Genomic DNA, 25,909 nt, shown 5'->3' on the forward strand with positions numbered 1-25,909 from the left:
AAAAATACAAAGAGATATCGCGTTTTAGACGGCTATTTTTGATAGTGAATAGCGGTACGTTGAGAGAGTTTCACGATCACTTCTACCGCTTGTTCCATGCCTTGAATGGTAATGAACTCATGAATACCGTGGAAGTTGTAGCCACCGGTAAAGATATTCGGACACGGTAGCCCCATGAAAGATAAGCGAGCACCGTCTGTACCACCTCGGATAGGCTTGATCATTGGCTCAACATCACACTCAATCATCGCTTGCTTCGCTAATTCAATAATATGTTGATGCGGTTCAACCATCTCTTTCATATTGAAGTAGCTATCGGTTAGCACCAGCTCAACACGGCCTTTCTCAAGACGCTCATTCAGCTCATCCACTTTCTGTTGCATGAATGCCTTACGCGCTTCTACACCCTCACGTTCAAAATCACGGATGATGTATCCCAGTTCAGAGCGAGCCACCCCCATTTCAGCCGACTTCAGGTGGTAAAAACCTTCATAACCTTCTGTGCACTCTGGTGTTTCTTGTGCAGGCATCATCAGTTGGAATTGCGCTGCAATGTTCATTGAGTTCACCATTTTACCTTTGGCGGTACCTGGGTGAACGTTCACGCCATGACAGATAACATCAGCGCTCGTGGCATTAAAGTTCTCAAATTCCAACTCCCCTACTGGCCCACCATCGATGGTGTACGCCCACTCGGCGCCAAATTTTTCAACGTCAAACAGGTTCGCACCGCGGCCAATCTCTTCATCCGGTGTGAAACCAATGCAGATGTCGCCATGTTTGATGTCTGGATTCGCTTTCAGGTAAGCAATCGCACTGATGATTTCAGCGATGCCCGCTTTGTTATCGGCACCAAGCAGAGTTGTGCCGTCAGTCGTAATAAGGTCGTGACCATGTAAAGAATCAAGGTCTGGGTATTGGCTTGGGTTCAAACTCTCGCCACTTTCACCTAATTCAATCGTTCCACCTTGGTAATCTTTAATCACTTGTGGTTTCACATTTGCTCCTGAAGCATCAGGAGCGGTATCCATATGCGCCACAAAGCCAATCGCAGGCACTGGATAATCGACATTCGACGGCAGTTTCGCCATCAAATAGCCATTTTCGTCTAAAGACACATCAACTAACTCTAATGCAACCAATTCTAACTTTAAGGCTTCAGCAAAAGTAATTTGACCCGGTGAACTTGGGCATTGCTGATTAGAAGGATCGGATTTAGTATCAAAAGTAACGTAATTCAGGAAACGTTCTACAAGCTTTTCCATAATTCATCTCACCATGGATTAAGTAATTGATTTACTGACCTAATTATTAAGATAGATAAGCGATGTATTTTTAGACAAATACGTACGCAGAGTCAGTCGCGAGGCTTTCCATCTTACGCCCCTGACCATGTATGTAATTGCTCTAAATCATTGTTGTGCGAAATTAGATGCGCTTCCTATACTTGAAAACAGAGGGTTTCGTCAGTTCAACATTGCATACGGATGATAAGCGATCGCTTTGTACGCATTCTACGCCCTCCGCTCTCAGCCTAAAAAAAGTACAAAGTGGATGATGATCACAATTTATCCTTGATGCAGAATCTGTCATACGTTACACGGAGACACAGTTATGACGATTAATAAATATTTCATTTTCTCTCCTCAAGCCTCTGAGGAAACGCTTCAACCAGTATTAACTGAGAAAGAAGTTCAAAGGCAGGAAGCTCTAAGACAGGCGCAATCTCAAGGTGGTTTTGACACCAACGCGACCTCGTAACTTAATCAATACTCAGAACTTGTTTATAGAACCCCTAAAAAAGAGCTCTACTTCTCGTTGATGTAGAGCTCTTTTGTCTCTGAACCTTTCTCCTATCCCAATGCAGCTTCATTCAGGCGCCTGATCTATTAACACCTTGTTATCTATCGCGTCTTTTGTATGTTGCTTCTCAATCATCAAGCAGACTCATTTGTTGCAATGAGAAATGACTCATTAAACTTGCCCAAGCCATACCCTGTGTTGCCATTTTGTGCTAATAATTTATATTCGTTTTCATTCCTCACTCGCCCTTTTTCAATATCCACACTGCGAGCACTAACGAGCCTCACTACAGGAACCCCGAATTTAATGGAATACTCAAAACTAGGAAGTAGTCAAATTCCCGTTTCCCGAATCTGCCTTGGCAGCATGACTTGGGGGCTGCAAAATACGCAACAACAAGCTGACCAACAAATCGAATACTCGCTAAGCCAAGGTATTAACTTTATCGATACCGCAGAGATGTACGCAGTACCACCGTCTCCAGACACCTACGGTAAAACGGAAGCAATCATAGGTAACTGGTTAGCTCGCAATCCGCAGCGCCGCCAAGAAGTCATCATCGCCAGCAAAATTGCAGGTCCGGGATTGCCTTGGGTTCGAGATGGCGGGCCAATCACGGGGGAAGTTGTAATTGCAGCGGTTGACGCTTCACTAGCGCGTTTACAAACGGACTATATCGACCTTTACCAACTGCATTGGCCAAACCGAACGACGCCTCACTTTGGCAAACATTTCCCGAATCATATTCGATTCAGTGATATCGACAGAAAGCAGCATGAAGCGGAGATGCTAGAGATCCTCCAAGCACTGGCGAGCTGCATCAAAGCGGGAAAAATCCGTCATGTTGGTTTGTCTGATGACACCACTTGGGGTATTAACACTTACCTTAAACTCAGTGAGAAGCATGATTTACCGCGAATGGTCTCTATTCAGAATGAATTTAGCCTGCTGCACGCGAAAGACTGGCCTTATTTGATTGAAAACTGTGTGCACGAAGACGTCGCCTACCTACCATGGTCACCGTTAGCAGCGGGCATGCTGAGTGGCAAATACATTGATGGTGCGAGACCAGAAGGAAGCCGTTGGACTTACATGCAGCGTAAAGGCATTTTCCGCGACACTGAGTCTGCCAATGAAGCGGTTAAAGGCTATGTTGAAGTGGCAAATGCTCACGGGTTCACTCCGAGCCAACTGGCATTGGCTTGGTGTAATCAAGTTGATGGGGTGACGTCCACCATCATCGGTGCAACTACGATGGAGCAGCTAAAAGAGAACGTAGCCGCTTTCAGTAAACCGTTATCAGAAGAGATCCTGACTGATATCAACACGGTATTTAAGCGCTACCCAGCTCCGTATTAGGCTGTCAGTACAGCTTAACTTAGGTAAGTAAATCCCATAAGAGCGCACTATTTAGTGCGCTTTTCTTTTTTAAGTGGATCGCATTGAGTCATCACGCTTTTGGTTCGCTAACCTTTGCTCTATAATGCGCGGGCTTATATCTAGGATAAAAACATGATTTCAAAAAACCAATTAAAACTCCTTCGTGCTTTGGGCCAAAAGAAACAACGTAAAGCCCACGGCCTGTTTCTAGTTCAAGGTGAAAAGAACGTTCTTGAGCTGTTCAATAGTGACTTAGTGGTGAAGAACGTCTTTGCTACCGCTGATTTCTTATCTGAAAATCATGCTTCACTGATTGAGTTTGATTGTGTTGAAGCCTCGCTGGATGACCTCACCAAAGCGAGCACTTTGGTAAGCAACAATGCCGCGATTGCGGTTGTTGAGATCCCAACGTTTGAGCTACCAGAAGCAACAGGACTGATGATTGCGCTTGATGGCGTTTCAGACCCTGGCAACCTAGGTACGATTATTCGCGTAGCAGACTGGTATGGCATTAAGCATATCGTTGCGAGCAGCGATTGTGCAGACCCATACAACCCGAAAACGATCAGCGCGACCATGGGCAGCTTTGGCCGAGTACACGTAAGCCAAACAGACTTACCTGAATACTTAGAGCAAGCGAACCTGCCTGTTTACGGAGCGTTCTTAGAAGGTGAAAGTGTTCATAAGACGGAATTTACTGCCAACGGTATTTTACTGATGGGCAGTGAGTCTCACGGTATTCGTGAACACGCCGCTAAATTCGTGACAGACAAGATTACGATTCCAGCATTCGGTGGCGCAGAGTCTCTGAATGTAGCAATGGCGACAGGTATTATTCTCGACAACATGCGTCGTCAGCATAGCTAAATTTCATAAGCTAACGAGCCAGTCGACACTGCTCAGATATTAAAAAAGGCGTATTGATTAAATCAGTACGCCTTTTTATTTGAGTTCTTTTCAACAATTACTTTTCTAGCATTGCCAACTTATCAGCGACACCATTCCACTTTTCAGCTTCATCCATCGGTGCTTTGACTTCAGTTTGTACCGGCCAGATTTCGGCAAGCTCGGCATTCACTTCAATAAAGATCTTTTGATCTTCTGGCAGTTCATCTTCTTGGAAGATCGCTTGAGCGTCGCATTCAGGTACACACAAACCACAATCAATACATTCGATTGGGTTGATTACCATGAAATTCGGGCCTTCATGGAACGCATCTGCGGGGCATACCGCCACACAGTCTGTGTATTTACATTGAATACAGTTATCGCCTACGACAAATGCCATGATGCTCTGCTCTATAAGTTAGTCAAAATTGAAGAATGGAGGATAATACTCATCCCAAGGCAAAATTCAACATCATACGGCTCTAATATCGTGTCTATTTGCTCCATGTTTCCAAATTAGTATGACAGATAAATCAATTTCTCGTAAAATGCGCGCCATTGTGAGCTTATCGCTTCTTTCAACATCAGCGTTTTCATCAAACTCTGCGTTTAGAAGCGGTCTAGCTAAGACACCTATAAAGACGAGACATCGAAATGATACGTTTAACCGAAATTAAACTCCCTCTAGACCACGAAGAATCAGCCATTCAAGACGCTATTGAAGCAAAGCTTGGCATTAATTCTGATCAGGTACTTTCTTTTAATATCTTTAAACGTGGCTACGATGCTCGTAAGAAATCAAAAATCTTACTTATCTACACGCTTGATGTTCTCGTTGAAAACGAAGCTGAGTTGTTAGAGCAATTCATTAGCGACCCGCACGTAAAAGTGACTCCTGACATGGAGTACAAATTCGTGGCTAAAGCGGTTGAGAACCAAACTGAGCGCCCTGTCGTTATCGGTTTTGGCCCTTGTGGTTTGTTCGCTGGCCTAGTGCTTGCTCAAATGGGCTTCAATCCAATCATCGTTGAGCGTGGCAAAGAAGTTCGTGAACGTACGAAAGATACCTTTGGTTTCTGGCGTAAGCGCACTCTGAACACTGAATCAAACGTACAGTTTGGTGAAGGTGGCGCAGGTACATTCTCTGACGGTAAGCTATACAGCCAAGTTAAAGATCCAAAGCACTACGGCCGTAAGGTAATCGAAGAATTCGTAGCTGCTGGTGCACCTGAAGAAATCCTATACGTAAGTAAGCCGCACATCGGTACCTTTAAACTGGTTACCATGATCGAGAAGATGCGTGCTTCTATCATTGAGCTAGGTGGCGAAATCCGATTCAGCACTCGCGTTGATGACGTTCACATGGAAGACGGTCAAATCACTGGCTTGACGCTTTCTAACGGTGAAAAGATCAAATCTCGCCACGTTGTACTGGCTGTTGGCCATAGTGCTCGTGATACGTTTGAAATGCTGCACGAACGTGGCGTTTACATGGAAGCTAAGCCTTTTTCTGTTGGTTTCCGTATCGAACACAAACAGGCGATGATCGATGAAGCTCGCTTCGGTAAAAACGCAGGTAATCCTATCTTAGGTGCAGCGGACTACAAATTAGTACACCACTGTAAGAATGGCCGCACTGTATACAGCTTCTGTATGTGTCCGGGTGGTACTGTGGTTGCCGCGACTTCTGAAGAAGGCCGCGTAGTCACCAACGGCATGAGCCAATACTCTCGTGCAGAACGTAACGCAAACAGTGCTATCGTTGTGGGGATCGACCCAGAGCGAGATTACCCAGGTGATGCACTAGCAGGTATCCGTTTACAACGTGAATTAGAAAGTGCCGCTTATGTTCTAGGTGGCGAGAACTACGACGCCCCTGCACAGAAAATCGGTGACTTCCTAAAAGGTCGCGATCCAAGTGAAATCGGTGAAGTAAAACCATCATTCACACCGGGTATCCACCTAACAGACATTTCAAAAGCGCTGCCTGATTTTGCTATCGAAGCGATTCGTGAAGCAATCCCAGCGTTCGAGAAGAAGATCAAAGGTTTCTCTACGCCAGATGGCCTACTAACCGGTGTTGAGACTCGTACGTCTTCTCCTGTATGTATCAAGCGTGGTAAAGACTACCAAAGCATCAACCTTAAGGGCTTCTTCCCTGCTGGTGAAGGCGCAGGCTACGCGGGTGGTATCCTATCTGCTGGTATCGATGGTATTAAAGCGGCGGAAGCGCTGGCACTGTCAATGGTAGAGCAGAACCAAGCTGAGAAGATTGAGATCGCTTAAGATCTCAGTTTAAAGCAAGTATCAAAAAGGGCTCAATGAGCCCTTTTTTAGATCTTAATATCAGTATTCCTAGCGTAGCTGTTACTTTTCATCAGTCTCTAACTGCCTAGGATTCCACTTACCTTCATGAATCGCTGAATTGACGTCTCTTCTTGGCAACCAGCCCATGGTTTCAAGCTCGGGTTTATCTTTGAAGTGGTCAACGTAACCAATGCACAGGTACGCCACAATATCGATGTTTTCTGGGATATCTAATGCGTCTCGCAGTGTTGAGTCATGCAGGATACTCACCCACCCTAAGCCTAGGTTTTCGGCTCTAGCTGCCAGCCATAGGTTTTGAACCGCACACACGGTGCTGTACAGATCCATCTCTTGTTTGATGGTTCTACCTAACACGACCTTTCCGGTTCGGTTGCGATCGCAAGTCACGCAGACACCGATCGGTGATTCGACGATGCCTTCCAACTTTAGACGCTTATACATTGCCTGCTTTTCATCGGTGAACATTTCCGCGGATTCCGCATGAGCCTGATTAAAACCGGCTTTGATTTGTTGCTTGGTTTCGATATCACGGACAACGACAAAATCCCAAGGCTGCATAAAGCCAACACTGGGAGCATGGTGCGCTGCGGTTAGCACACGCATCAAAACGTCTTCTGGGATCTCATCAGGAAGAAACTGACCACGAACATCTCGGCGAGAAAAAATCGTTTTATATACTGCATCGCGTTCATTCGGCGTAATTTCCATACATCCCTGTCTTATCGTCGTCTTATTGAGCCAGTATTATCCAACTAAAGTGTCTATGTAGCTAGTAGTACACAAGCAACATGGTAGAATGCCGCCATTAATCTTATCCTTGTATAAGATTGTTAAACCTATCCATCGCTATTTAGCCAAATCATACCGAGAAACTTATGCCATTTTCCAAGCTTGGATTAAGCTCACCTATTGTTAAAGCCGTTGCAAAACAAGGCTATGAAAAGCCAACCTCTATTCAAGAAAAAGCAATTCCGATTGTGCTTTCTGGTAAGAACCTAATTGCTGCTGCACAAACAGGTACAGGTAAAACTGCGAGCTTTGTTCTCCCTATCTTAGAAATGCTAAGTAAAGGTGAAACACAACGTAAAAAACGCATTCGCGCTGTTATTCTGACACCAACTCGTGAGCTTGCGATTCAGGTTGAACAGAACATTACTAAGTACGCGAAGTTTCTAAACCTAACATCATTAGCTATGTACGGTGGCGTATCTTACCAACACCAGAAAGACCGCTTGATTGAAGGCGTCGATATTCTTGTGGCAACACCAGGTCGTTTGATCGATATGTACGGACAACGTGCCGTTCACTTTGATGAAGTAGAAGTTCTGGTTCTTGATGAAGCAGACCGCATGCTAGACATGGGTTTCATTGAAGACATCAACAAGATCATCGCGCGTTTGCCACAAAACATTCAAAATCTATTGTTCTCAGCAACGCTATCAACGCCAGTTCGTGCGCTAGCGAAAAGCGCAATCAGTGAAGCAGAAGAGATTTCAATTGCCAAAACTGACGCTTCTAAAGCGAACATCGAACAATGGCTAGTTACTGTAGATAAAGACCGCAAATCTGCACTGTTAAGCCACATGATCACTGACGGTGAGTGGGACCAAGCGCTTATCTTTATCGAGACCAAACACGGCGCGGCTAAGCTAGTTGCCCAACTTGAAAAGCGTGGTATCGAAGCGGAAGCTTTCCACAGTGGACGTAGCCAAGCGATTCGTGAAAAGATTCTGGCTGATTTCAAAAAAGGCCGTCTAAAATATCTAGTTGCGACAGGTGTTGCTGCTCGTGGTATCGATATTGATAATCTAAGCCGCGTAGTCAACTACGACATCCCATTCCCAGCGGATGACTATGTTCACCGTATTGGTCGTACAGGCCGTGCTGATGCGTCTGGTGAAGCGATCTCTTTCCTATCGAAAGATAACTTCAAGAACCTGTGCATTATCGAAAAACGTCTTGGTCACTTGATTGAGCGTCGCGTCGTTGAAGGTTTCGAACCACGCAAAGAAGTGCCAATCTCTGTATTGAACTTCGTGCCTAAAAAGAAAAGAGACCTACAGCAACCTGAGTAATGTCAGGTTTAGACAATGCGAAAGTCGCGTTAGCCAAAATGAAAATAAAACGAAGCCCTATGTGGCTTCGTTTTGTTCTTTGAAATACATATAAAGTTGAGGCAATAAGATGATCACTCCTATCGCAACGAGATTAACTAGAGGCCAAGATCTAAAGCTTGAGCTACAAAAACTAGTGACCACACAGAACATCTCGGCAGGTTCTATCGCGTCGTGCGTCGGTTGTGTTTCTCAACTCAATATTCGTTTAGCTAATGCGAACAACACCAAGCTAATCAAAGCTCCATTCGAAATCGTATCTGTGATGGCAACGCTAACCCCGAACCACCAGCATATTCATATATCCGTTGCTGATGAAAATGGTGACGTGATTGGCGGTCATCTGTTGGAGGGAACGATTATCGCCACCACCGCTGAATTGATTGTGCACCGTTACGATACTTTGACCTTCAACAGAGAGCATGATGATTCAACGGGTTACACTGAGCTCACTATCAGTAACAACACGCAATAGAACAACAACACGCAATAGATTAACCCATAGCAACACCAGCGCCCCATATAAAGCGATACAACTAAATAAATAGTATTAGGAAACACGATGGCTCCAAACTCCGCAGACTCCGTTATCGTTCTCGATTTCGAAACCACAGGCTTATCACCAAACATGGGTGACCGAGCGATTGAAATCGGTGCGGTTAAATTAGTTAACGGCGAAGTCGTCGACACCTTTCAGCAACTCATGAACCCAGGGTTTCGTGTTAGTGGATTCATTGAAAGCTATACCGGAATCAGTAACCGTATGTTAAGCACAGCGGCCAGTTGCAGTGAAGTGATGGATGAGTTTGCAGACTTTATCCAAGGCAGCCAACTTGTTGCTCACAATGCATCGTTTGATAAGCGCTTTCTCGATGCGGAATTAGACTTTATTGGCCGAGACTACACAGGCAAGTTCGCTTGCTCAATGTTGATTGCTCGCCGCCTAATCCAAGACGCGCCGACTCATAAGCTAGGCGACCTTGTGCGTTTTAAGAATATTGACAACGACGGTACTTTCCACAGAGCGTTAGCCGATTCAGAAATGACAGCACGGTTGTGGTTATTGATGATTGATGAGCTTCAAAGTGACCACGGCATTCAACAGCCGAGTTTTCAACTGATGCAGAAAATATCTAAGACCGCTAAAGGCTCTATTCCAAAGCTGCTGATGAGCAACAGAAATTAAATATCTAAACTCTCTCCCCTTCAAGTTTGATTGACAGGCTAGTCGCATGGATAACTACTAGCCTTTAGAACGAAAGAAGACTCTACTCCTGCAGTGATTCAAATGTTCCTTTAAGGCTTGCTAATTCACTCATGAAATAAGCCCACTGCTTATTAGTACTGCTTTCTACGATATCGACTAAAAAATTGGCTGATGTCTGCATGTTCTTGTTAAGCTCAGGCTCAAGTCCTTCAGGGTAATAAGCTTCATTGTTCAGAAGCAGGTTCATAATAATCGGCTGAGCTATATCTAAGTCGCTTTTCTTTTCTATCAGTGTCGATAAATCTTGGTAGGTATTATTTTGATATTGGCGCCAGTTATCGTTGGTATTTACCCACTTTTGGGACCAAGCAAGAATAATCTTTTTTTGCTCTTTCGATACCGTCCCTAACCATCGCTCTAGCCTATCTTCTATTCGACTCCGATATCGCTCTCTCGAATCTTCATCATTCAATGATAATCTTTCTTCGTAATACTCGTGTTGCTTTTCTCTAAAGTTCTTTAAGAATTCCTTATCTTGCTCAGGGGTAAGCTGCATACTTAATGCATAAATATCAGGAGAGAACTTATTAGCGATTGAGCGAATATGGTCTTTAATTTGGTCACTTTGTTCAGTGATAAAAGCAGAACTCATATCAGAACGATCTGTGTTTTGGATCACTTCTAATTGCGAAACATATAACGGCAGTTGAGTTTCTTTATGCCATTGCTGTAATAAATCGAGGCGCTCTTCGAGCTCTGATTCCTGACTATTGGAAAGAGTTACAAAGTCTTCAATATAGCTAACGACAAACCAGCTTATATTGTTATAGGCAAATTTAGTCCCGCAGCCAGAGAATAGAAAACAGCTTAATAAGACTAACCAACGACACTTTCTCATTACACCCTCTCACAACATTTTACTCAACAACGAACCTCAAGACGATCTTATAACATTAGCTACAAAATCGGGTTCTCGTAAAAACTTTCGGATAAATTGAGACTCAGACTTGCTAATCTAACTATTTCGGCAAATGATTAAACTAAAAATAATTAATGGCAGTGATGTAACTTGATTTTTATTGCTCATTTGACGCAATACGAACCCTATAAATGAGTTGGGTTGGCGTATTTCAAATGATTGATATTTGGGAGGGGAGCTATGGCCGCTATTCCTGATCATCCAAGCGATTTAGAATATGAGCTTTGTTATTTTGACGATGGTTCAATAACCACAATCACGATATTGGTTCACAATCGAAAGGAAGCGATGACTTGGTATCTTAGCGAGGGAAAACATATCAACGATCTTTATTCGATAAGACCCGATGAATAATGCTTTGGTATAGAGAACTAGGTCGATAAACCTAAGAGAGTAAACTTGAGTGGCATTTTGTGGAACACCCTTTACTGCAATGTCATTAAGTAACAATCTCGTTAATTAGACATATCGCAGCAAAGGGATTCAGTCTCGAATTATTTCAGAATTCGGGCGCGGAATTGACGACCCTTCATCTTACCTGATTCGATTTTTCCTAATGCTTTCTTAGCCATTGATCTTTCTACAGCAACGTAAGCGCGCATCGCGAACAAGTTGATCTTGCCTACTGACTTACCATCAATACCGCCTTGGCCTGTCAACGCACCAAGGATATCACCTGCGCGAAGTTTCGCTTTCTTACCACCGTCAATCTGGATAGTTACCATGTTTGAGTAGTACGGCTTGGCAATTGGTTTAGCTGGCAACTGAGACGGTTCGATTGGCATATCCATGTACTCATCAATTTGAGCAACACGGTGCATCTCTTTTTCGCTAAAGAAGCTAATTGCGACACCTTTGCTTCCTGCACGACCAGTACGACCGATGCGGTGTACGTGAACTTCAGGATCGCGAGACAACTCAAAGTTGAACACAGCATCTAGGTTATCAACATCAAGACCACGAGCAGCAACATCTGTTGCGACCAAGATAGAGATGGTTTTATTTGAGAACTGAACCAAAGCTTGGTCACGTTCACGCTGTTCCATGTCGCCATGAAGCTCAATAACACTGAAGCCACGGTGGCTTAGCTCGTCGTTTACGTTCTGTACTTCTTTCTTAGTATTACAGAACACAACCGCTGACTCTGGTTGATGATGAAGAAGCATTAGCTCTAGTGCGTCATCACGAGCTTCAGTACCTTCAACCTTATAAAAGTGTTGCTGGATGCTTGAGTGATCATGCGTTGATTCAACCTTCACCATTTCAGGGTTATTCATGATGCGGTCTGCAACAGATTTAATCTGTTTAGGGAAAGTTGCACTGAACAATAACGTTTGACGATCTTTTGGTGCTGCTTCAATAACAGCATCTAGTGCATCTTGGAAACCCATTTCCAGCATGCGGTCGGCTTCATCTAACACAAGTGTGTTCAACTCAGACAGGTCAATACGGTCTCTCTCTAGGTGGTCCAGGATACGACCAGGAGTGCCCACCAGAATGTGTGCGCCATGCTCTAATGAACCAATTTGTGGGCCCATTGGCATACCGCCACATAGTGTCAGCACTTTAATATTGTGAATACCACGAGCAAGAGTACGGATCTCTTTTGCTACTTGGTCTGCTAGCTCACGAGTCGGACATAACACTAAAGACTGAACACGGAAACGCTTAACGCGTAGGTTTTGCAGCACGCCTAAACCAAAAGCAGCTGTTTTACCTGAACCCGTTTTACCCTGACCGATAACATCCTTGCCATCCAGAATAGTAGGAAGACTTAACGCTTGAATAGGCGTCATTTCAGTATAACCAAGAGAATCTAACGTATTTAGAAGCTCTGGCTTAAGGGCGATTGAAGAGAATTTTGAAGTGCTCAATGGAAATATCCAACTGGTGAAAAACAGAGTGCATTATGAGTGTTTTTGAAAATTATTCCACCTTAATCACAGTTTTGAAGAAATAGGTTAGGCGAACACAAAAAAGCCAGCTTTGTTGGCTGGCTTATCGTCATTTTCGAATTACTTCTTATGGCACACCGTGACCTTTAGAGGCAACCCAAACGCGATACCATTGCTCACGAGTCAGTTCGATTTTCAGTGAATCAACGGCCGTTTTCACTCGCTCAATCTTACCTGAACCAATAATAGTAATCGGTTTAGACGGTAATCGACGAACCCAAGCGTAAATTACTTGGTCAATACTATCTGCACCCACTTCTTGGCGAATGGCTTCTAGTTCATTACGAACACGAATCGCTTGTGCTGAATCGCCACTAAAGATGCTACCACCACCGAGACAAGACCACGCCATTGGACGAATACGGTTCATCTGCAGTTGATCTAGCGTGCCATCATGAGCTACTTCGAAGTTCAATGGGTTGATTTCAACTTGGTTAGTCACTAGTGGCTTACCTAGTCGAGATTGCAGTAAGTCGAACTGACGCGGTGAAAAGTTAGAGACACCGAAGTGCTTAACTTTGCCTACTTTATGAAGTTCAGCGAACGCTTCTGCCACTTCATCCGCGTCCATCAATACGTCAGGGCGATGAATCAGTAATACATCAAGTTCGGTTACACCCAAACGCTCTAGAGAGTTATTTACTGATTGGTAAATATGGTGCGCGCTGGTGTCATAGTGATTGATCTTGCGATCTGGAGTGTGGTCACCACACAAGTTGATGTCGCACTTGGTGACGATTTGAATATCATCTCGAAGGCTCGGCTCAAGCGCTAATGCTTCACCAAACAACTTTTCACATTGGTAGTTACCGTAAATGTCCGCGTGATCAACCGTTGTGATGCCAAGATCAATGTGTTGCTTTAGGAAAGTCAGACGTTGTTGCGGGGTCATACCCCACTCAGCTGTACGCCAGTATCCTTGCACCAGCTCAGAAAGTTCTGGGCCTTGTGGCGCTACCGTTACTTTTGCAACCATGGGTTGTCTCCTTTATCAATACTGAACGTATCCTAAGCTCGTTTTACCGAAGGCTCAACGTATAACAAATGGCAAAGGTAAACGCTTACTAAAAATGTGAGAGCCACAGAAAAACGAACACTTAAATGAATTATAACTTGCTGTCTGCCCGTGAGCCGTTCTCCTGAAAGGCTTGTTTACTCTGATGAATGACGAAACCATCTATAAATTTGAGCAATTAAAAGCGATTTAGTTCAACCGTTAAGTTGTCACCATCACTATGTAACTGAATCCAAGGGGCTGAAGAACGAGAAGAAGATGAGGAAGAGCTAGGCACATTCCATACACTCATTTGCTCAGAGGAATGATGTGGTGAGTTGATGAATTCTACGAGTTGTTTATCTACCTTGTCGTAACCAACTCCCTCACGTTTCGCTTGTTCGAGTTGAGCGACGACATCAAAATCATCCTCTCCAATGCGAATTGAACTGAGAGCAAAGCCATCTTGACGAAGATATGCCTGAAGCTTTGTGTAACTTAGGTTCGAATATGGCAGATTAAGGCGAACCACTTCGACGCTTGAGTCACCCAACTCCAGTTCAACATAAACATCCAAATCGTAATATTGGGTTAAGTCACTGCACAACAGAGTGCCTTCAACTTCGCCACAATCCATAAGATCGATATCGTTAATATAGTTTTGAGAACTCGGTTGAGTTGGGTTGCTATTGAATACCGTCCGTAACCACCAGCTTTCACTCGCCTGCGCAGAAAATGAAAGGGTATTCAGAGTCAATAACAAAGGTAGGATTAAGCTAGGAAGAGTTCTCATTATTTGTGCTTATTTCACGCGGTATGGAGCGTGCATTATACGTGACCAATCAACAAACAACTGCTCGATTTACATCTATAAAACTAAAAATATTGCTCAACGATAAGATTAACAAACTTGATACTAAGAAGAGTTGCACTCTGTTATATCTGTCGTCACACAATACACCCCATGAATGTGTCATAATGTTGAAATTAATGAATAATTTACAAGGAACGTCCATGACTGCAACGAACTATCTCAACCAATTGAACCAAAAGTATCTTGCGACTCATAAAGCGAAAGAAGACTTCTTTTGGGATACTTATATGGGGATCAGTGACGACCATGATGGCTCGACACTCGCGCAGACCCAATGGACTGAATTTCTTAGCTCTGCCGAGCAAATTGCTGCTATCGAAACGCAGCTAGCTACTATCGAAGAAATTCAAGACCCTCAAGAAAAAGAGAGCACGCTAACAGGCTTGAATGGTTGGTTAGCGACCTTTAGATCTCACGCTATTGAGTCTGAGCAGTCACAGAAGCTTAAAGCCGAACTCATAAATTTTGAGGCTGAACTGTTTGAGAAAAAACAGAATCATGTAATGACTTACGTGAATGAAGCGGGCGAACACACAGAAGGGTCATTACCGGTTCTAGGTTCAACAATAAGAACCAATAGTAATGAAAAAGTTAGGCTTTCAGCTCACCAAACACTATTAGGTTTAGAGCAGTGGCTGCTGGCTAACGGCTTCATAGAACTGATCAAAAAACGTAACCAATTTGCTCAATCACTGGGGTTTAAAACCTTCTTTGATTATTCCGTCGTTAAAACCGAGCAGATGACAACTGAGCAACTGTTTACAATTCTGGATGACTTTGAAGTTCGCACGCGAGATAACCATCAACAAAGCCTAGAGAGCTTAACTCAGAAAAAAGGTCAGAGTGCTCTAGAAGCCCATAATTTCACCTACTCTTTTGCTGGTGACGTTATGAATGATCTCGACCCTTATGTACCCTTTTCAAAATCACTGAGACGCTGGGTTGAGTCTTTTGGTCGTCTTAATATCGAATACTCACAAGCAACATTGAAATTAGATTTACTTGATCGTAAAGGAAAGTATCCAAACGGTTTCTGTCATGGGCCAATACCTTCTTTCTACGATCAAGACAAATGGGTATCGGCTCAAGTTAACTTCACGAGCAACGCCAAGCCCGACCAAATCGGCAGCGGCTATGATGGTATCAACACACTATTTCACGAGGGCGGCCACGCTGCGCATTTCGCTAATGTTAAAATGAACGCGCCTTGTTTCTCTCAAGAATTTGCACCAACATCGATGGCTTATGCCGAAACTCAATCCATGTTCTGTGACAGCTTATTGAATGACGCCGATTGGCTAAAACAATATGCCCTGAATGCAGAAGGCCAAGCAGTACCAGACGAACTCATCAAAGCCATCATCGATAATAAACAACCGTTCAGAGCTTACCAAGAACGCAGTATTCTTGTCGTTCCATACTTCGAACGAGCCCTGTACGAGTTGGCAGATGAAGACCTCACTCCTGAAAAAATCACTGATCTTGCTCGTAGCAGCGAGAAAACGATTCTGGGATTGGCTTGTAGCCCTCGCCCATTGATGGCGATTCCACATCTACTGTCGGATGAAGCCTCATGCGCTTACCAGGGCTACCTATTGGCACACATGGCGGTGTATCAAACACGTGCTTATTTCACCGATAAGTTTGGCTACTTAACGGATAACCCAGAGATCGGCCCTTTGTTAGCTAAGCACTATTGGCACCAAGGCAATAGTGTGAATCATAATGGGACAATCGAAAGCCTGACTGGGGAAGGTTTTAATGCCAAGTACCTCGCTGACGAATGCAACTTATCGCCAGAAGAAGCTTGGGCTATTGAAGATCAAAAAATCAAACAGCTGTCGACAAGAGAGCGAGCACCAGTCGCCGATTTGAATGCGAAGATATCAATCGTTGATGGGACAACCGAGTTGGCGAATAATGATAAGTCAAACCATCAGATGTGTGACGAGTTTGAACACTTTATCGTTGGGCAATACGGCCGATAGAGGGTGCTGAGCATCTGTAATCAAGGTTGAACCAAAAAACTCAAACGAAAAAAAGGACGATATTTAATCGTCCTTTTTATTTACAGCATCGGCCCTACACAGTGACACAATTTAAACGAGATTGAACATCAAAAATAATGTCGACAGAATCAAGGCTTCTTAGTGATTTCCTATGAATACCACATATCTGCCCTGTCAAAACAATATAAAACTTTTCTGTTTTGAGTAAATTCCAAGCTTCATCAAGAGATTCAGCATAAACCTTGTTCTTGAGATCTTGCGGGCGAGTACCTGCAACTCTTCCATGTTTACGCGCCAATTCAAATAATCCATTTCGATTCGGTTTACATGTAAACAGAGTGTCATTTCCGTAAATAACACCCTTGGCAGTAATGCTCTTAACCATTACATTCTCCAGATTATCATTCCACTCATAACACTGAGTGCCAAACCACATATCGGTTGGATACTTAAACGGCAAAACGAAGAGAACATGGTGTAACGACCGGGCATGCGACACACCATAGCAATCAGATTTAAAGTTCTTAAGCTCTCAAAGCTATTAAGCTATTAAGCTATTAAGCTATTAAGCTATTAAGAGCTTAGAAGTAGTAGTAAGCTGCTGCGAATACGTGTGTTTCTTCGTCGTACTGTGCGCTAGTTGAACCCATGCGTGCACCATCAATATCTTGTTTGATATCAATACCCATGTCAGCGTTGTCTGCAATACGGTACATTACCGCGATGTTGATGTAAGAAGCATCTACGTCCGCTTGGCCATCAAGTTCATTGCTGTTAGAGGCGTAACCAGCTGCAATTGTTAGGTCTTCAGAAACCGCGTAACCACCTGAAACGTAGTAACCCGTGTCTTTCTCAGAATCTGCGTCATCAATCCAAGAGTTCATACCTAGTGTTAGGTCACCAATTTTTACGTTACCAGTTACCGTGTAAACTTCGTAATTAGCTTCGTAATCACGGTTTTCGTAACCTGCGTATAGGTTGAATAATTCTTGCTCTAGACCGATGTAGCCGTTCACACCTTTGTCGAACTTATCATTGTTACGAGAATCTTTCGTTTCGAAGTAAGAGATACCGTAAGCGATACCGCTTGTTGCACCCTGGAACTTAACAACATTGAAGCCGTCAGAAGCATCACCAGCAGAAGCGCCAAACTCGTAAGTGTTATCACCAGCACCGTCAACTTTATCTAGTGCTGTATCATTTTCCCAACCGAATGAAGCGATACCGAAACCAGTGTCAAAACCAAGCCAAGCTTTGTCTACATCAGCAGCAGGGCCAGTATCGATGCCATTTGTCCACTTGTAGTTAACGGAATCATTCGCTGAAACGTTATTGTCTGTTGTGTAGTTCACCATCAAGTCTGTTTCGAAGTAACCAACAATACGGTTGTTACGGTAGTTTACTGCAAGTGTTAGGCCTGTAGCCCAGTCATCGTAGAATGCTTTAGAACCAGTATCGTAGTAACCGCCAACACCCATAGCACCAGATACTGAAAATTGATCTTTATGCATTGAATCAAATGCGAACATGTCTTCATTCTGGCTGTTTTTGCTGCTTGTATTTACCGCGAAAGCTGAACTTGAAATGCTTGCAATCGCAAGTGCTACTAATGTCTTTTTCATAATAACCACTACCTATATATTGATTCGGCCTTGTTAGTCCGGCCTTTTGGAGTAGCGCTATTGTTCAAAAATTTGTGTTGTGGATATACCGTAAAACTACTGGAATTTTATCGTTGCGATGAATTTAATTACATAATGATATGTTGATATTACTTTTATATTGAGAAGCGCAACCCAATCGTAAACCCAATATCAGTGCTGTTATCCATATTGCGAATATTCTCTGTCATCAGCGCTTCGACTGCGAATACACAAACATTGGCGATGCATCCGCGCTAACCATCGGGTGACAAAAGAGCAGCATCGATACTGAAATGATTAGTAAGGCTCTAAAACGTATCACAGTGTTTACTCGGTTGTATAAATGCCCGATTTTATTAAAAAACACCGTTCAATTAATGCAGTAGATCTACCGCTTATCATCCTAACATTTAGATTAAAGAGTTATAAAAAAACGAAAATTAGAACCTCTCGAAAATGTAAACATCTTATCTTGCACTGTGCTTTACGAACGCATAGTCTTCGGTATATTAACCTGATGAATATATTGATAGAGGAAAGGTATGTCGGCTACTAACCTAAATTTTGAACAATTGTTGATGAAGCAATCGACGACTCTCATCAATAGCGATCCTCAGTGTTTTCAAGCTACTTGGTCAGAAGCGAGCTTTGACGTACTCGATTGGTTTGGGATGGATCGTTTAACACTCTACCCTAACTCAATGGTCTTACTGGAAGACGGAAAGACTTGTTCAGTATCGAAAGCGAACATACCCCCGGTCAATAAACAGAATCTCATTGGTGGCAACTATCTTGATTATCTAAAGCTGCTAAAGACCAAAAAAACTTATCTCGCGTTTTCGAAAGACGACCTTGAGAACACTCAGAATTACGTATTAAAGCAGTTATACAAAGAAGGGGGCCGATGGCACTGCATCATTCCTTTGCAACTCTTTAACCAACGCTGGGGAGCACTGTCTTTTACTAACTTTCACGACAACGATACCACTTTCGCTCTCGAAGACATCCAGCGCTTAAAATTAGTCTGTGAGCTTTGGCTCTGTTATTGGCAGCACTCAACGCTAGCCAGAACATTAAAGCAAAATGAGAATCGGCTAGAAGATGACAGTGACAAATTACTCTTACTCACCAAGAAGCAGACCAAAGTGTTGGCCCTTATTGCTCAAGGCCTAAGTGCAAAAGAGTGTGCGGAACAGCTCCATCTAAGCTCTCGAACTATAGAATCGCATAAGTACAGAATGCTTGGATTACTCGATTTGAACAACCACAATGACCTTCTTCAGTTCGCGTTGCGTAATGGGTTAGGTATTACAGAAAACCTGCACACAACGCGTTAAAGCAATCTATTGACCCTGTAGATCATTCTGTGTTCGATGACCTTCAGCTCTTTATATCTGAAGGTTCTGTATTTCTGAAAGTTCTATATTTCTTGAGTTTAAGGACACTGGCTACTCGTTACCTTCACTCAGAGCAAATTTAATTTCATCCGACGAAAAGCCTTTTCGACTTAGCATAGCGTAAGCCTTTGAGCGCTCTTTGTGATCGTTGAGGTCATAAGATTTCTTTTGTAGTTGTTCTAAACACGAAGAGTAAAAATCCAGTTGCTCTTCGTTAATTAACCGATCGACTAACGATGACAGTTCGCTCGTGTCTATTTGTCGCTGTCTAAGCTCTTGCTGAATAGCAGTCAAGCCTTTGCCTTTACGAGCATACTTAAGCACTTCTTTTTCCAAATCGGCTTTCTCTGACTTAATTTGAATATTACTCTTCAGTTCATGCGCTTGTGGGTGCTGGTCAATCGCTACCTTAACTTGCTGATAGCTAAAGCCACGCTTTTGCAGCGTCGCAACCAATTTTTCACGGCTCATGGTAAAGCTTGTGTAGTAATGGTTGATTCTGTCTATCAAGATAGTTTGTTCATCAATAGACTTTTCGAAAGACACCTTATGGATAGCATCAGAAATCACTGAATCCATCAGGCCTTTCTTTTTCAATTTTTCAACAATATACCGAGAACCAAATTCACCTGAGAACGCTTGTTCTACGAATTGTTCAGCAAACACTTGGTCAGACTTGAGATACCCAAAGCCCTTCAAAGTATTCAACGTTTCATCGATCCATTCTTGATTGTCGGTTTTCACTTTGAGCTTCGCTACCAACTCACTTTCTGTCATATCTCTCTGAGTTAAATGCCACATCGCAGAGTTCATGACGCTTTCGATTCGCGTCGCTTTTCTTACCGTTGTATTTCTACCATTCGTTTTTTGCTGTGAATCATCCATTCGATTTCAACTGTCCAAACTAAGCCTACCCCATCATAACTTAATTCTAAGGTGGTTGAATTACCTAAAAGAGTGAAGCTCAATATAATACCAATCGTAGTAAATAACTGTTCACCCTAGCTGGTTAAAACGCTCGATAACGGCGTTAGAACTTTTGATTGTAGAATAACTACTTATCAAAAATTTCTGCCTTGTTCTCAAGCCTTTTTCCTGCGCTATTTCTGATCACTTACTTACTGTGATTGGTATAAACTGGCAGCCAATAAAAATGGACGCTTATTCAGCGTCCATTTGATATCACATTAAGAAGAGATCGACCTTAAGCCGTACTTAGTTCTCTCCGTATTAGCTATTCTCGTACTAGCCTTTTTCCGGATTAGTTCTCTTCGTGATTGTAAACATGTACATCTCGTTGAGGGAATGGAATCGTGATGCCTTCTTCATCGAAGCGTTTCTTCACGGTTTCCGTCACATCCCAATACACTTCCCAGTAGTCATCTGTCTTAACCCAAGGTCTTACAACAAAATCAACTGAAGACGTATTCAAGGTGTGAAGCTTGATCATATGCTCTGGTTTTTTCAACACTAGAGGGTGAGCAAGAATGATGTCGTTCAATACCGATTTTGCTTTATCGATATCATCTGAGTAACCGATACCAAAAACCATATCAACACGTCTCACACGCTCTGCTGTGATGTTGTTGATCACGTCACCCCAGATCTTGTTGTTTGGGATCACCAAGCGTTGGTTATCGATGGTTTGAACGGTTGTCGATACTAAGCTCATGTCTTTTACAGTGCCTTGAACACCAGCGACTTTGACCATGTCGCCAACATCGTACGGACGGTAGATCAAGATCATCAAGCCCGATGCAAAGTTAGACAGCGTATCTTGCAATGCAAAACCAATGATGACACCCGCAACACCGAAACCCGTTAATAGTGGTGCTAGCTCAATCCCTATTTGAGACAGGGCGATCAGCAAACCAACAAACACGACCGCTTTAGATGCAATTGATACAAAGAAGTCCTGCATCAATACACTGAAGTCCATTTTAGAGTGCGAAACACTCTTACGAACGGTTTTACGAGCCACATTAGCAATAAGGCGAGTTACATACAAAATACCGAGGAAAAGCGCGAGTTTAACGATAAATGAAGGGGTATTTTCAAAAGCCCATGAACTGAATGAACGAAGCCAACCATCCAACAACTCCAGTGCAACATCAACATCCAATACATCAGCGTTAATGTCGCCGGTGGTCGCTAATAGAATACGCTTGTACGAGGTGACATCCACACCAAATGGCACCATCATGGAGATACTTTTCTCTAAGCTGGCAACCATAACGCTGGTTCGTTCTCTGAAACGTATTAATTCAGTTTTTATCGTCGCCTTTTCTTCTTCACTCACAAAAGACAAACGGCGCTCTAAATCTTGACGCTGCGTGTCTGTGTAGAGAATCGCATTTGTCAGATATTGCGAACGAGAAACTAGTGCGGTTTTTAACTGACTTTCCGCAGCCGATACATCAACGCCTCGATCTTTTGACCAACTTAAGGTCTTAGAAAGTTGCTGATAGTAGTCATCCATCATTCCGATACGTTTTTGAATCAACAATTCAAGACGCTTTTTTGCATCCCCTTCAGCCGAACGGTTGTCTTTGCTCATAGAGACAATTTTAACTTCGTTCAATGACAGTAAATGCTGTAAAAGCTCTACTTGCTGGGCAAGAACAGCGTCTAAGCCTTGCTTCTTATCAGATGATAATTGGGAGGATATCTCTTTGCGTAGTGCTTGGTTCTTTCTTCGCAATATGTCTTCTAGAAACGGCTTTTCAGCATCGTGCGCTGTTTCTAATGTAGCGAGGTCCAGCATTAGCTGGTCTTGTACTTCTGCTATTTTATCGACGCTTTGCGCAAAACTTCCAAATGCGACAAACGCCAACATTAACAATAGACAACGCCAAACCTTCATCATACTAATTCCTATTATTGTCTAAATTGACCCTATAAATAGTAGTAAAAAGAAGATGGATAACAAGCATTTAAACGTATGTTGTGTTAAAACTTTGCAAATTATCAGCCTGTATCTAATATTTGAGAGTTCCAATCCCCTCTTATGACCTGTAGAGTACGCAACCAACAAAGAACAACAGCCAATATCGTCATTTAGGTGCATGTACTAAATCGCCTTAAATCCTATGTTGGCTCACAGCAAAAGAGCATAAAAATGAACAACGAACTTGATGTTATTGAGTCTCTAGAAGAGCTAGAGCAATTCCTAATTTCAGTAGAAGCAGGGGGCTTAGGTCTTGAAGACGTTGAAGGCGTAGGTATGGCCACCAATAATTCTGATGGTCGTCATTTCGTTGCAGTATTCAACAGCAGTCACAAGGTTTTACTCGCTCGCTGGATCACTAAAGAAATCTTTGAAAATGGTAAAGACCTTGTGCGCAACGGTCCTCGCCGTTCTCACTAAACCTTTCCGATAGCACCAATGGTTAAAGCCCAATACGTCCATCTACGAACTGTTGGGCTTTTTTGTATCTCCTGATAATGAATAGAGCACTCTATACAGGATAAATTGGCGATAACTTCCAGTTGTTGTGAACTTTATCTAGAGCTCAATGTCGTATTTGCGTGAGTTGGTGTTTATGCATCGTTTATCGTGTATCTACGGTTTATCGCGTTTATACATCGTTTCACTTTAACAATTTCATGACTTGTGACTCGAAGAGATCTTATTTAAGCTAACCGTAATTCAATGAGCTCGCTTTAACTATTAACTATTAACTGATTAGATTACTGACTGATTTGCTGAACACATCGCTACTTATCTTATCCACACAGAACCGCCGACAAAAGCATTCGCTTTGGGCGCTGTTCTTTACCGGACTGGTTATCGTAACTTGTCTGGCGAGTACGCTGTCTGCAAACAAAGTAACCACTTCAGCTTCCTTAATTGGACAATCAATACTTGTCGGCTCAGAAACCAGCCCCCCACAAGCAATCGTCGCATCTTTCGATAAAATGTCTGAGCTCTATGCCAGCGTTTTTGGTTTAGAAGCTTCTAAAACTCTGTCAGCGCCAAACTCTAGCGCGTGCAGCCTAAGCTCCAAAATGCTCACATTCGCGACACCTAAAACAGGTTGGCTGATTCCTTTTATCCTGTTTATTGCTGTTGCGTACAGCCTATCACCGCACATATCGAGATTGTCTAGAGATAACCATCGCTCTTCTCGACCTACAAAACACCGCTTACATCTTAAGCACTGTATATTTAGAGAGTAAATAACCGGGCTACTACACCCTTTTATTTATTTTTTGGAGATACATTTGTGTACAACACACTACTAACTAAGTTTGTCGATTCGTTGGCATTCTGCATGCGTACATGCGCGAAAACGCTAGTCACTGCCCTTTTGGTTATGACGTCATTTACTGCTTTGGCACAGACGACGGGCTGGCTCAGCGTGCCTGAACATCCACCAGTCAAGATGCGAATGATGTCGACGGGTGAACAATCGGACGACGGCTCTAAGATCCAAACCGTGCTCGATGTCGTGCTCGACGGCGACTGGAAGACCTATTGGCGCAGCCCAGGCGAAGGTGGCATTCCGCCAAGCTGGGACTGGTCTGGTTCAACAAACATAGAGTCGGTAGAGTGGCATTGGCCGATCCCTAAGTACTACGAACAACTCGACGTGATGACGTTAGGCTACAAAAAACACGTCAGCTTTCCCGTTACGTTGACACTGAAAGACAACACGAAGCCAGCACTGTTCAAGGCGTCGTTCACCTTTCCGTCGTGCACCAATATCTGTGTGTTAACCGATTACGACATCGAATTGCCGATTGATCCGCAAACATTAGAGCTCGATGAAGAAGCGATGTTCTTGTTCAATCAAGGCATGAGCCAATCTCCACGAGAAGCTAACCGCACTTCAGTAAACGGCCTGTTCTGGGATAAAAGTAAACAACAACTGGTGACTCAGCTAACAAGTAAGGAAGGCTGGGATAAACCGATGGTATTGATTGATGGGCAAGAAGTGCTTGATGACTTCTTCTCTCCACCAACCGTCCACATCACAGACAATACAATGACCGCAGTATTCGATGTGAGTAACTGGATCGGCGAGGTCGACTTAACGGATCGCACAGTGAGTATTACCGTTTCAGATACTAACTTTGCAGAAGAGATGACCGCGCAAGTTGGGTCAGACCCGATAGCTTACCAAACAAGCAACAACAGCTTTCTAGTCATGCTTGGTTTTGCGTTAGTGGGCGGTTTAATCCTCAACATCATGCCGTGTGTTCTACCCGTATTAGGAATGAAGTTAAACAGCATCATTCAGAACCAAGGTGCTTCAAATCGCCATATCCGACTCTCATTCCTAGCGTCTGCTGCGGGGGTTATCACTTCGTTTGCGCTACTAGCTCTAGGCATGACCGTTCTGAAAATGGGTGGCAATGCGATTGGTTGGGGAATCCAGTTCCAAAATGTTTGGTTCATCGGGTTCATGCTGATCATTACCCTACTGTTCTCAGTTAACCTGCTCGGTCTATTCGAATTCAGGCTTCCATCAGGCTTGAACACTTGGATGGCAACCAAAGGCGACGACTCACATTCAGGTCACTTCATCCAAGGCATGTTTGCGACACTATTGGCAACGCCTTGCAGTGCTCCATTCCTAGGAACTGCAGTGGCTTATGCTCTGGGCGCAAGTTACCAAGAGTTGTGGGCTATCTTTATCGCACTCGGCATTGGTATGAGCGCACCTTGGTTGATCTTCGCGCTATCCCCAAGCCTAACCAAATTGCTTCCAAAGCCTGGGGCATGGATGTTCAAAGTTAAGTTGCTATTTGGCTTAATGATGTTCATCACCAGTCTGTGGTTAACAAGCCTGCTGAGCCCATTCGTTGGCAAGTTCCCAACCATCTTGTTGTCACTGTTTATCGTCGTTTCAGTGTTAATTTGGATTGGCATGAAATTAGGACGCAAGGTACTGATTCCTATCGTCGCAACCACAACCTTGGTGTTTGGTGCTGCATTGATCGTCGGTAGTGTCACCGCTGATAACTGGGCGACTCCGATTGTTGACGATCTCGCTTGGCAAAAACTGGATGCGAAGCAAATCCCTCAGTTGGTCGAGCAAGGAAAAACAGTCTTTGTCGACGTGACTGCTGAATGGTGTATCACCTGTAAAGCCAACAAAATTGGCGTCATTCTTCAAGATCCTGTCTACAGCCACCTGCAACAAGAAGACATTGTTTTGATGAAAGGCGATTGGACAACACCAAGTGAAAGTGTCACTCAATACTTACAAAGTAATGGGCGATTTGGTGTGCCATTTAATATCGTTTATGGCCCGAGCTATAAAAATGGTATTCCATTACCCGTAATTCTAGACAGTGACACTGTTATTCAAGCCATCGACGCTGCGAGATAA

General features: G+C 43.4%; 24 protein-coding genes and 1 pseudogene. 13 read left to right on the forward strand and 12 right to left on the reverse strand.

Features of this window, described 5'->3' with window-relative positions; genetic code table 11:
- Positions 1 to 32 precede the first annotated feature (32 nt).
- The gene (pepT, locus tag AB4180_RS07880; protein WP_017099788.1) at positions 33 to 1,265 is read right to left on the reverse strand and encodes a peptidase T; all 1,233 of its coding nucleotides are present in this window, start codon (positions 1,263 to 1,265) and stop codon (positions 33 to 35) included.
- Positions 1,266 to 1,614: 349 nt separating this feature from the next.
- Here pepT and AB4180_RS07885 point away from each other — a divergent pair, with 349 nt between their 5' ends.
- The 3 genes from AB4180_RS07885 (at position 1,615) to AB4180_RS07895 (ending at position 4,050) form a co-directional block, all read left to right on the forward strand.
- On the forward strand, positions 1,615 to 1,761 hold the full coding sequence (locus tag AB4180_RS07885; protein ID WP_009844784.1) for a hypothetical protein: 147 nt from the start codon (positions 1,615 to 1,617) through the stop codon (positions 1,759 to 1,761).
- A gap of 348 nt (positions 1,762 to 2,109) precedes the next feature.
- On the forward strand, positions 2,110 to 3,162 hold the full coding sequence (locus AB4180_RS07890) for an aldo/keto reductase (RefSeq protein ID WP_102250260.1): 1,053 nt from the start codon (positions 2,110 to 2,112) through the stop codon (positions 3,160 to 3,162).
- 153 nt (positions 3,163 to 3,315) lie between these two features.
- Positions 3,316 to 4,050, forward strand: coding sequence for an RNA methyltransferase (locus tag AB4180_RS07895; protein ID WP_102250259.1), 735 nt, complete (start codon positions 3,316 to 3,318; stop codon positions 4,048 to 4,050).
- 97 nt (positions 4,051 to 4,147) lie between these two features.
- Here the strand turns inward: AB4180_RS07895 and fdxA are convergent, their stop codons facing one another.
- The gene (fdxA, locus tag AB4180_RS07900) at positions 4,148 to 4,471 is read right to left on the reverse strand and encodes a ferredoxin FdxA (protein WP_050650887.1); all 324 of its coding nucleotides are present in this window, start codon (positions 4,469 to 4,471) and stop codon (positions 4,148 to 4,150) included.
- Positions 4,472 to 4,725: 254 nt separating this feature from the next.
- On the opposite strand from fdxA, the gene AB4180_RS07905 reads away from it, so the two are divergent.
- On the forward strand, positions 4,726 to 6,357 hold the full coding sequence (locus tag AB4180_RS07905; RefSeq protein WP_102250258.1) for an NAD(P)/FAD-dependent oxidoreductase: 1,632 nt from the start codon (positions 4,726 to 4,728) through the stop codon (positions 6,355 to 6,357).
- An 81-nt stretch (positions 6,358 to 6,438) separates the two neighbouring features.
- Here the strand turns inward: AB4180_RS07905 and bluB are convergent, their stop codons facing one another.
- Positions 6,439 to 7,107 carry a 5,6-dimethylbenzimidazole synthase gene (gene bluB, locus AB4180_RS07910; protein ID WP_017102459.1) on the reverse strand — a complete coding sequence of 223 codons (669 nt, stop codon included), beginning with the start codon at positions 7,105 to 7,107 and terminating at the stop codon, positions 6,439 to 6,441.
- A gap of 167 nt (positions 7,108 to 7,274) precedes the next feature.
- On the opposite strand from bluB, the gene AB4180_RS07915 reads away from it, so the two are divergent.
- From AB4180_RS07915 to AB4180_RS07925, 3 genes are all read left to right on the forward strand, one after another.
- Positions 7,275 to 8,474: a DEAD/DEAH box helicase gene (locus tag AB4180_RS07915; RefSeq protein ID WP_009844775.1), complete on the forward strand. Its 1,200-nt coding sequence runs from the start codon at positions 7,275 to 7,277 to the stop codon at positions 8,472 to 8,474.
- A gap of 109 nt (positions 8,475 to 8,583) precedes the next feature.
- Positions 8,584 to 8,988: a PPC domain-containing DNA-binding protein gene (locus AB4180_RS07920; protein WP_009844774.1), complete on the forward strand. Its 405-nt coding sequence runs from the start codon at positions 8,584 to 8,586 to the stop codon at positions 8,986 to 8,988.
- 87 nt (positions 8,989 to 9,075) lie between these two features.
- A complete protein-coding gene (locus AB4180_RS07925; RefSeq protein WP_017098680.1) occupies positions 9,076 to 9,699 on the forward strand; it encodes a PolC-type DNA polymerase III in 624 nt (207 codons plus the stop codon).
- 82 nt (positions 9,700 to 9,781) lie between these two features.
- Here the strand turns inward: AB4180_RS07925 and AB4180_RS07930 are convergent, their stop codons facing one another.
- Positions 9,782 to 10,618 (reverse strand): DUF6279 family lipoprotein, encoded by an 837-nt coding sequence (locus tag AB4180_RS07930; RefSeq protein WP_102250257.1) that lies wholly within the window; start codon positions 10,616 to 10,618, stop codon positions 9,782 to 9,784.
- 261 nt (positions 10,619 to 10,879) lie between these two features.
- Here AB4180_RS07930 and AB4180_RS07935 point away from each other — a divergent pair, with 261 nt between their 5' ends.
- Positions 10,880 to 11,053, forward strand: coding sequence for a hypothetical protein (locus AB4180_RS07935; protein ID WP_009844771.1), 174 nt, complete (start codon positions 10,880 to 10,882; stop codon positions 11,051 to 11,053).
- 140 nt (positions 11,054 to 11,193) lie between these two features.
- On the opposite strand, the gene dbpA is transcribed toward AB4180_RS07935, so the two are convergent.
- The 3 genes from dbpA to AB4180_RS07950 all read right to left on the reverse strand — a co-directional run bounded on the left by dbpA (position 11,194) and on the right by AB4180_RS07950 (position 14,441).
- Positions 11,194 to 12,573 carry an ATP-dependent RNA helicase DbpA gene (dbpA, locus tag AB4180_RS07940; RefSeq protein ID WP_009844770.1) on the reverse strand — a complete coding sequence of 460 codons (1,380 nt, stop codon included), beginning with the start codon at positions 12,571 to 12,573 and terminating at the stop codon, positions 11,194 to 11,196.
- Between the two features lie 148 nt (positions 12,574 to 12,721).
- Positions 12,722 to 13,630, reverse strand: coding sequence for an aldo/keto reductase family oxidoreductase (locus AB4180_RS07945; RefSeq protein WP_009844769.1), 909 nt, complete (start codon positions 13,628 to 13,630; stop codon positions 12,722 to 12,724).
- Between the two features lie 217 nt (positions 13,631 to 13,847).
- Positions 13,848 to 14,441 (reverse strand): hypothetical protein, encoded by a 594-nt coding sequence (locus AB4180_RS07950; protein ID WP_102250256.1) that lies wholly within the window; start codon positions 14,439 to 14,441, stop codon positions 13,848 to 13,850.
- Between the two features lie 221 nt (positions 14,442 to 14,662).
- On the opposite strand from AB4180_RS07950, the gene AB4180_RS07955 reads away from it, so the two are divergent.
- On the forward strand, positions 14,663 to 16,510 hold the full coding sequence (locus AB4180_RS07955) for a M3 family metallopeptidase (RefSeq protein ID WP_102250255.1): 1,848 nt from the start codon (positions 14,663 to 14,665) through the stop codon (positions 16,508 to 16,510).
- Positions 16,511 to 16,604: 94 nt separating this feature from the next.
- Here AB4180_RS07955 and AB4180_RS07960 read toward each other — a convergent pair whose 3' ends face one another.
- From AB4180_RS07960 to AB4180_RS07970, 3 genes and pseudogenes are all read right to left on the reverse strand, one after another.
- Positions 16,605 to 16,916 carry a hypothetical protein gene (locus tag AB4180_RS07960; protein WP_029222827.1) on the reverse strand — a complete coding sequence of 104 codons (312 nt, stop codon included), beginning with the start codon at positions 16,914 to 16,916 and terminating at the stop codon, positions 16,605 to 16,607.
- A 196-nt stretch (positions 16,917 to 17,112) separates the two neighbouring features.
- Positions 17,113 to 18,153 (reverse strand): porin, encoded by a 1,041-nt coding sequence (locus tag AB4180_RS07965; RefSeq protein ID WP_102250254.1) that lies wholly within the window; start codon positions 18,151 to 18,153, stop codon positions 17,113 to 17,115.
- Positions 18,154 to 18,308: 155 nt separating this feature from the next.
- Positions 18,309 to 18,398: pseudogene (locus tag AB4180_RS07970) on the reverse strand (DUF3187 family protein); the annotation flags it as partial.
- 318 nt (positions 18,399 to 18,716) lie between these two features.
- Between AB4180_RS07970 and AB4180_RS07975 the strand changes: the two are divergent.
- Positions 18,717 to 19,511 (forward strand): response regulator transcription factor, encoded by a 795-nt coding sequence (locus tag AB4180_RS07975; protein WP_102250253.1) that lies wholly within the window; start codon positions 18,717 to 18,719, stop codon positions 19,509 to 19,511.
- Positions 19,512 to 19,622: 111 nt separating this feature from the next.
- On the opposite strand, the gene AB4180_RS07980 is transcribed toward AB4180_RS07975, so the two are convergent.
- Positions 19,623 to 20,456: a regulatory protein RecX gene (locus AB4180_RS07980; RefSeq protein ID WP_102250252.1), complete on the reverse strand. Its 834-nt coding sequence runs from the start codon at positions 20,454 to 20,456 to the stop codon at positions 19,623 to 19,625.
- A 376-nt stretch (positions 20,457 to 20,832) separates the two neighbouring features.
- A complete protein-coding gene (locus AB4180_RS07985; protein WP_017096657.1) occupies positions 20,833 to 22,437 on the reverse strand; it encodes a mechanosensitive ion channel family protein in 1,605 nt (534 codons plus the stop codon).
- A gap of 252 nt (positions 22,438 to 22,689) precedes the next feature.
- Between AB4180_RS07985 and AB4180_RS07990 the strand changes: the two genes are divergently transcribed.
- The 3 genes from AB4180_RS07990 (at position 22,690) to AB4180_RS08000 (ending at position 25,909) form a co-directional block, all read left to right on the forward strand.
- Positions 22,690 to 22,938, forward strand: a complete 249-nt coding sequence (locus tag AB4180_RS07990; protein WP_009844760.1) for a hypothetical protein — start codon at positions 22,690 to 22,692, stop codon at positions 22,936 to 22,938.
- A 335-nt stretch (positions 22,939 to 23,273) separates the two neighbouring features.
- On the forward strand, positions 23,274 to 23,750 hold the full coding sequence (locus AB4180_RS07995; RefSeq protein WP_157936323.1) for a hypothetical protein: 477 nt from the start codon (positions 23,274 to 23,276) through the stop codon (positions 23,748 to 23,750).
- A gap of 95 nt (positions 23,751 to 23,845) precedes the next feature.
- Entirely contained in the window at positions 23,846 to 25,909 is a 2,064-nt protein-coding gene (locus AB4180_RS08000) for a protein-disulfide reductase DsbD (protein WP_102250264.1), read from the forward strand.

Origin of the sequence: Vibrio sp. 10N.286.49.C3, from assembly GCF_041469545.1 — a bacterium.
GTDB lineage: Bacteria > Pseudomonadota > Gammaproteobacteria > Enterobacterales > Vibrionaceae > Vibrio > Vibrio tasmaniensis_A.